The organism is Brevundimonas sp., from assembly GCF_018608325.1.
Classification (GTDB): Bacteria; Pseudomonadota; Alphaproteobacteria; order Caulobacterales; family Caulobacteraceae; genus Brevundimonas.
In genome coordinates this window covers 1-7283 of the sequence record NZ_JABAZW010000071.1, presented here as the reverse complement: position 1 = coordinate 7283, position 7283 = coordinate 1, and the positions used below count along the sequence as shown (strand labels likewise).

Here is a 7283-nt window from a genome sequence, read left to right as displayed (position 1 = left end):
ATGGCCAAGGAAAAGTTCGAACGCACGAAGCCGCACTGCAACATCGGCACGATTGGTCACGTTGACCATGGCAAGACGACGCTGACGGCTGCGATCACGATGACGCTGGCGAAGGCCGGCGGCGCGAAGGCGATGAACTACGCCGACATCGACGCTGCGCCGGAAGAAAAGGCCCGCGGCATCACGATCAACACGGCGCACGTTGAATACGAAACGCCGAACCGTCACTACGCGCACGTCGACTGCCCTGGGCACGCCGACTACGTGAAGAACATGATCACGGGCGCGGCTCAGATGGACGGCGCGATCCTGGTGGTTTCGGCCGCTGACGGCCCGATGCCGCAAACGCGCGAGCACATCCTGCTGGCCCGTCAGGTCGGCGTGCCGGCTCTGGTTGTCTTCATGAACAAGGTCGACCTGGTCGACGACGAAGAACTGCTGGAACTGGTTGAAATGGAAGTGCGCGAGCTGCTGAGCTCGTACCAGTTCCCGGGCGACGACATTCCGATCACCAAGGGTTCGGCCAAGGCTGCAACCGACGGCGTGAACCCGGAAATCGGCGAACAGCGCGTTCTGGCTCTGATGGAAACCGTCGACGCCTACATCCCGCAGCCGGAACGTCCGGTTGACCTGCCCTTCCTGATGCCGGTCGAAGACGTGTTCTCGATCTCGGGCCGCGGCACCGTGGTCACGGGCCGCGTCGAAAAGGGTATCGTCAAGGTCGGTGAAGAAGTCGAAATCGTCGGCATCCGTCCGGTCCAGAAGACGACCTGCACGGGCGTTGAAATGTTCCGCAAGCTGCTGGACCAAGGTCAAGCGGGTGACAACGTCGGCGTTCTGCTGCGTGGCACCAAGCGTGAAGACGTCGAGCGCGGCCAAGTGCTGTGCAAGCCGGGCTCCATCACGCCGCACACCAAGTTCCTGGCTGAAGCCTACATCCTGACCAAGGAAGAAGGCGGCCGTCACACGCCGTTCTTCACGAACTATCGCCCGCAGTTCTACTTCCGCACGACGGACGTGACCGGCATCGTTCACCTGAAGGAAGGCGTCGAGATGATCATGCCCGGCGACAACGCCGAGCTGAACGTCGAGCTGATCACGCCGATCGCCATGGACCAAGGCCTGCGCTTCGCCATCCGTGAAGGCGGCCGCACCGTCGGCGCCGGCGTCGTCGCCAAGATCATCGAGTAGTCGACGATCCGGCCTTCGGGCTGAAATGAGTAGCGTACAGAGCGGCCCCCGGAGAAATCCGGGGGCCGTTTTGCTGTTTGGGGGCTGCTGACCCTGACCGTTCCGGGTGAAGCCCGAGGATGACGCAGGCGGGAGAGGCGGGCATTATCTACGTCACGCCAACAGCCCGTGTTTTTGATGCGTCTGATTTCTCTGCTCGTCTGTCTGCTGGCGCTGGGCGCCTGCGCCACTCATCCCGGCAAGGTGGATCATGTCCGGTTTGCCCGCGACGCCAAGCCGGTGCTGGCGACGACAGAGGCCGGGGCGGTGCGGGGTGTCGAAGGCGCAGGTGTCCGGGCGTTTCTGGGGGTGCCATTCGCACAAGCACCGGTCGGGGCCTTGCGCTGGCGGGCGCCGCAACCTGTGCAGGCGTGGGACGGCGTGCGGGATGTCACGCGGCTGGGTTCGGACTGCACCCAAGCCATCGGGCGGCGGGCTATTCTGGGCGGCGGCGGCGGGTTTGTGGTCGGGTCCGAGGACTGTCTTTATCTGAACGTCTATGGGCCCGGCGGCGAGCAGGCCGAGGCCTTGCCGGTGTTGGTCTATATCCCCGGGGGAGCCTTCACGATTGGGGCGGGCGCCAACTATGACCCGTCGCTGCTGGCCCGCGAGCAGGGCCGGGTGGTGGTGACGCTGAACTATCGGCTGGGGGCGCTGGGCTGGCTGGCCCATCCGGGGTTTCAGGCAGATGGCGAAGGCTATGGCGGCAACTTCGGCCTGATGGATCAGCAGGCGGCGCTGAAATGGGTGCATCGGAACATTGCGGCCTTCGGCGGCGACCCGGCGAACGTGACCCTGTTCGCCGAAAGCGCAGGGGCGTGGACGGCCTGTTACCTGATGGCGTCGCCTCAGTCTGAGGGGCTCTATCAGCGCGTCATCATGCAGAGCGGGGGATGCCTGGAGCCGTCTTCACTGGTCAGTGCGGAGGCGACGGCCCAGGCGGGGCCGGAGTTCGCCCGGAGCCTGGGGTGCGAGGACGGCGCCGGGCAGGCGGCCTGTCTGAAGGCCCTGTCTGCGTGGCGGCTGCAACGGGCGCCCTCGGTGCGCGAGGGCTTGAACGGTCATGGCTCATGGGGGCCGGTGCATACGGACGCGACCGTGCCGGAGAACCCCGCCGTCGCATTCCACGAAGGGCGGTTCACGCGTGTGCCGGTCATCATCGGCACGAACCGCGACGAGGGGCGGTTGTTCGCAAACGAGGTCAAGGACGTGGATCGTTACCAGAAGGAGACGATCTGGATGTACGGCGATGTCGGTGAACGGGTGCTGGAGCGGTATCCGGTCGGCCCCGATGGCCCGGCCTATGCCATCGCCGAGCATTTCACGGACCAGAGGTTCGCCTGCCCGTCACAGGCCCTGCGGCGGCAACTGGCCCGTTATGTGCCGGTGTGGGGGTATGAGTTTGCGGATCGGGATGCGCCGTTCGTCCTGCCGAAATGGATCGTCGGGCTGGATCTGGGCGCCTATCACGCCAGCGAACTGGCCTATGTGTTCGGGACCAGTTGGATTTTCGCTGACGTGAATCGCTTCACACCCGAGCAGAAGGCGCTGTCGGCGCGGATGCGGGGACTATGGGCCGGGTTTGGGCAGAAGGACTTTGGCCCCGACTGGCCCCGCATCGAGGGTGCGGGACCGGTGCGGGTGTTCCAGTCGCAGGGCGACCGGCTGGATGACGACTTCTTCGACCGGCATAACTGCGACTTCTGGGACGGGACACCGTTCGGGGCGGTTCACTAGACGAAACGCACCGTCACACCCGGCTTGACCTTGTCGGCCAGTTTCCAGACGTCCCAGTTGGTCAGTCGCACGCACCCGTGCGAGGCAGTCTTGCCGACCAGATGCGGGTCTGGCGTCCCGTGAATGCCGTAGCTGGGCTTGTTCAGATCGATCCAGACCACGCCAACGGGATTGTTCGGGCCGGGTTTGACCACGACCTTGCGGCCCACGCTGCCGTAGCTGAGCTTTGACGGGTCGTAGGTGTAGTCGGGATTACGGGCGACGCCGTTGACGCGCAGCGTGCCGCTGGGCGTCGGATTGTCGGTGCTGCCGATGGTGGCGGGGAAATAGGCCAGCAGGGCGCCGTCGGCGGAGAAGGCCTTCACCGAGCCTTCGGCCTTGTCCACATCGATGCGGGCGACGTCGGCCGCCAGCGGGCGATTATCGATGGCGGGGACCAGCAGGGTCTGGCCCGCGCGGTTGAAGTCGGCGCCGGGGTTCATGGCGCGCAGCAGATCCTCGGTGAGGTGGAACCGCTCGGCCAGGGCCTCGACGATGTCGCTATAGGCCATGGCCGCCGCCTCGCCCTGTTTCTCCAGGTCCGTGGGGACGACGCCCATATAGGGGCCGTCGATATCCTGCTGGGTGATCTGATAGGTGGCGGTGACAGCGCCGGGGCCTTCGGCGCGCAGTCGCTCCATCAGTTCGGGCGTCAGTTGGCCGTCGTCTTTCAGCCCCTTGGCCTTCTGGAAGGCGGCTATGGCCTGACGCATGTTCGAGCCTGCCAGACCATCGATGGCGCCGGTCGAGAAGCGGGCGCGCTCCAGCAGAACCTGCGCACGGATCAAGGCTGGATCGGGTTGGGGTGCTGTCTGGGCGGCGGTCGGGGACTGAGGCTGGGCCTGTGGCGGGGCGGGCGTATAGGCCGCATTCTCGATGGTCTGTGCGGACAGCGGGCCAGCGGCGCCGGCCTGCTGTGTCTGGTTTTCCGATGGCTTGTCGTGGGATGGGCTGCAGGCGGTGAGAACGGCGAGGCTGGCGCAGGCGAGGGTCAGGCGGCGGATCATCAAGTCACTCAGTCACAGGGCGGGGAAGGCGAAGGCGGAGGCAGGCGGCGGCGTCAGTTCTGTGATCCCGTCGCGGGGTCGGTCTGGGTCTTGCCGGAGTTGCTGGAGCCCTTGGACCCCTTGGGCTCGGTCGCCGGGCGTGGCGGCTGGCCGTTGTGATCGGGACGCAGATTTTCGTCTTCAACGGCGTGGTCATCGGGGCGTTGATCGGTCATGACCGTGTCTCTCGGCGCGGAACTGGATGTCCGCAGGATGCAAACGCCCGTGGCGCGCGCAGGCTCCCGTCAACACCTGTTCACCATGCCGATGAACCCTAGTGAAACAGGGTTCGGTGTAGAGGATGCGCTGAAACGGCCCCGGACAAGGGGGTGCTGCGAGATGTTTATGACTGACGAACTGCGGGTCGAGATCATGAAGGCGGAGGCGCTGGACGCCGCCGCTGTCGCGCTGTGGCGCGCATGGTCGACGACCAATCCTGCCCTGAGCAGCCCCTATTTCTGCTGGGATTACACCGAGATCGCCGCCCGGGTCTGCCCGGGCGCGGCGGTGGCTGTGTTCCGACGCGGCGGCCAGATCGTCGGCTTCTTCCCCCATCAAAGACGCGGCGGTTCGGTTCAGCCCCTGGGTGCGCCGATGAACGACTATCACGGCGTGATCGCGCCGGTCGGATCGGACATCACGCTGGAGGATGTGGCGTGTCTGGTTAAGGGGCGTCGCCTGAATGTGCCCGGATGGATCGGCCAAGGCGAAGGCGGCGAGGTGCGCGGGACGGTGCAGGTGGAACTGCCTGCAGGCGGCTTTGACGCCTGGTACGCCGAACGCCGCCAGACCTATGGAAAATACTTCAAGGACAAGGAACGGGCGCGTCGCAGCCTGGCCGCCGAACTGGGTGAGACGCAGGTTCGGCACAATGTGCGCGATCCCCAGTTGCTGGATCATCTGATCGATCTGAAGGCGGCGCAGTATCGGCGGTCAGGCCTGCACGACATCTTCGCCTGCGGTTGGACGCGCGATCTGCTGCATGCGCTGATGATGGATCAGCGGCCTGATTTCGGGGCGTCGCTGGCGGTCATGACGGCGGGCGACAAGCTGGTGGCGGTCGAGTTTTCGCTGCACGCAGGCGACCATTATCATTTCTGGTTCCCGGCCTATGAGCCGACGCTGGCGCGGTGTTCGCCGGGTATTCTGCTGAGCATGGACACCATGCGGCTGGCCGGAGCCGAGGGTGTGCGGGTGTTCGACTTCGGGTTCGAGGGCGAGGCCTACAAGAAGTATTTCGTCAATGCGCGCCGAACCGTGCGCGAGGCCGTGGTCATGCAGCCGGGGCTAAGCGCCACGCTGAATGAGGCGGCTGTCGCGGTGCTGAACACGGCGGGCGGCAGGGGAGAGGCGATCAGCACCTCGCTGCGCCGACGCTGGTCCACCATCGAAGCCTGCGAGGCCTCGCCTGTTGGTCGATTGAGGGGCGCGGCGACCGCCGCCCGTTCCGCCGTCGCCAAGCTGGCGTCCCGCAAGAAGACGCCTGCGCGCGTCGCCCACGCCTGAGGGGAAACAGATCATGTCCGACCGTCGCACCCGTTATCCCGGCCCCATCGCCGAGGCGAAGATCCATCCGCACACCCTGGTCGAGCAGGGGTTCGCCGAGGATGCAGCTCTCGCCGCCATGCTGGACCGCTATCCGGCCGAGCATTTCGACATCAATCTGTATGACTATGACGACGAGGGGCAGGTCTCGCTGCGCACCGGCGCGCGGGGACGGCTGTCGGGCGCGGAACTGCTGGAAGCGATCAAGCAGGGACGGCTGTGGGTCAATCTGCGCGAGGTCGAGACCGGCTGGCCCGAACTGTGGGCGGCGGCGATGGCTGATTTCCAGACCATTCAGGCGACCTATCCGGGGATGCGTGCGGTCAAGAATGCGGGGCAGTTGATCCTGTCGTCGCCCAAGGCGCGCGTACCCTATCATTTCGATGCGGCGGGCGTGGTCCTGTTCCACCTGCGGGGTCGCAAGCGGCTGTTTATCTATCCGGGTGACGAGCAGCATCTGCCCGAGAAGAATATGGAGCAGGTGGTCACGCGTCAGACGACCGAGGAACTGCCCTATACGCTGGCGTTCGAGAATGATGCCCAGGTCATGGATCTGGAGCCCGGCGGCGCCCTGACGTGGCCGCTGTATGCGCCGCATCGGGTGGAGAATCTGGACCGGTTCTGCGTCAGCCTGTCGATGGACTTCCAGACCTGGCCGTCGCGGTTCCGCAAGGGGGCGCTGTTCACCAATGCGGTGATCCGCAGCCGTGGCGGTTCGCCCAGGTTCACCGACGGCATGTCCACGCCAGAACTGGCCGCGCGCTGGGCTGCGTCGCTGGCGCTGAAGAAGGTGGGCGCGATGAAGAGCCGGATCGCGCATTTCGAGCGGGACTTCGAGCCGGAAGTGGGCGTCGAGGATGGCGCGGGCGCCTTGCGCACCTGACCCTCGAACGCCCGGTGTTCACCAATGTTAAATTGGGTTCATGACGCCGAGTTAAAATGACTTTCTGCGCCTGCTCGCGCACCTTCTCATCAGATCCGGGAAGGGAAAGTCCATGAAGTCAGCACTGTTCATCGCCGCCGCGACCGCCGCTCTGGCCGTCAGCGCCGCCGCCGCGCCTGCGTCCGCCGCCGATGTCGAAATCCGCAATACGGTCGCCCGCGTCGTCGTGATCGTCGAGGACCGCAGCGACATCGGTGTGGAGATCACCCAGGGCGCCTCCAAGCTTCCCGCCATTCAGGTGCGCCGCGAGGGACGGAATGTCCGCATCGACGGCGGCCTGCGCCGTGGCGGCGTGTTCGGCAGCAGCGATGCGATCCGGTCATGCCACAGCGGTCCAGCCAACGCGCGCCAGCCGGGCGAAGGCGCCTCAGTTGACGTGGGCGGGGGCGTCGGCCGCGTTCGTCTGGAGGACGCGCCGCTGATCGTGGTCCGCACCCCGCGAGACGTCGACCTGAGCGCCAGCGGCGCCGTGTACGGCGCGATCGGCCGTGGCGCGCGCTCGGTGGATCTGGGCGCAGGCGGTTGCGGCGACTGGACAGTGGCCAATGTCGATGGACGACTGGAAGTGGGCCTGGGCGGTTCCGGCGCGGTTCGCACCGGCACATCGCAGGAACTGGAAGCCTCGGTCGGCGGATCGGGTTCGATCTACGCCGGCGCCACCAACAGGCTGAAGTCGTCAGTCGGTGGATCGGGCGCCATCACCGTGGCGCGCGTTGACGGGCGCGGCGAGGCGGCTGTCGGCG

Annotated in this window: 7 protein-coding genes; 5 read left to right on the top strand and 2 right to left on the bottom strand. The window is 66.0% G+C overall.

What is annotated here, in order from left to right:
- Window positions 1-1191, top strand: a 1191-nt coding sequence (gene tuf / locus QZ281_RS07520) for an elongation factor Tu (RefSeq protein ID WP_292226698.1), incomplete at its 5' end; no start/stop codon positions are given.
- Between the two features lie 177 nt (window positions 1192-1368).
- A complete protein-coding gene (locus QZ281_RS07515) occupies window positions 1369-2967 on the top strand; it encodes a carboxylesterase family protein (RefSeq protein WP_292226695.1) in 1599 nt (532 codons plus the stop codon).
- On the opposite strand, the gene QZ281_RS07510 is transcribed toward QZ281_RS07515, so the two are convergent.
- Window positions 2964-4013 (bottom strand): L,D-transpeptidase family protein, encoded by a 1050-nt coding sequence (locus tag QZ281_RS07510; RefSeq protein WP_292226694.1) that lies wholly within the window; start codon window positions 4011-4013, stop codon window positions 2964-2966. The genes QZ281_RS07515 and QZ281_RS07510 overlap by 4 nt on opposite strands.
- 53 nt (window positions 4014-4066) lie before the next feature.
- Window positions 4067-4228, bottom strand: a complete 162-nt coding sequence (locus QZ281_RS07505) for a hypothetical protein (RefSeq protein WP_292226691.1) — start codon at window positions 4226-4228, stop codon at window positions 4067-4069.
- 169 nt (window positions 4229-4397) lie between these two features.
- On the opposite strand from QZ281_RS07505, the gene QZ281_RS07500 reads away from it, so the two are divergent.
- The 3 genes from QZ281_RS07500 to QZ281_RS07490 all read left to right on the top strand — a co-directional run.
- Window positions 4398-5558 carry a GNAT family N-acetyltransferase gene (locus tag QZ281_RS07500; RefSeq protein ID WP_292226688.1) on the top strand — a complete coding sequence of 387 codons (1161 nt, stop codon included), beginning with the start codon at window positions 4398-4400 and terminating at the stop codon, window positions 5556-5558.
- 13 nt (window positions 5559-5571) lie between these two features.
- On the top strand, window positions 5572-6480 hold the full coding sequence (locus tag QZ281_RS07495) for a transcriptional regulator (protein ID WP_292226685.1): 909 nt from the start codon (window positions 5572-5574) through the stop codon (window positions 6478-6480).
- A gap of 112 nt (window positions 6481-6592) precedes the next feature.
- Window positions 6593-7283, top strand: a 691-nt coding sequence (locus QZ281_RS07490) for a hypothetical protein (protein WP_292226683.1), incomplete at its 3' end; no start/stop codon positions are given.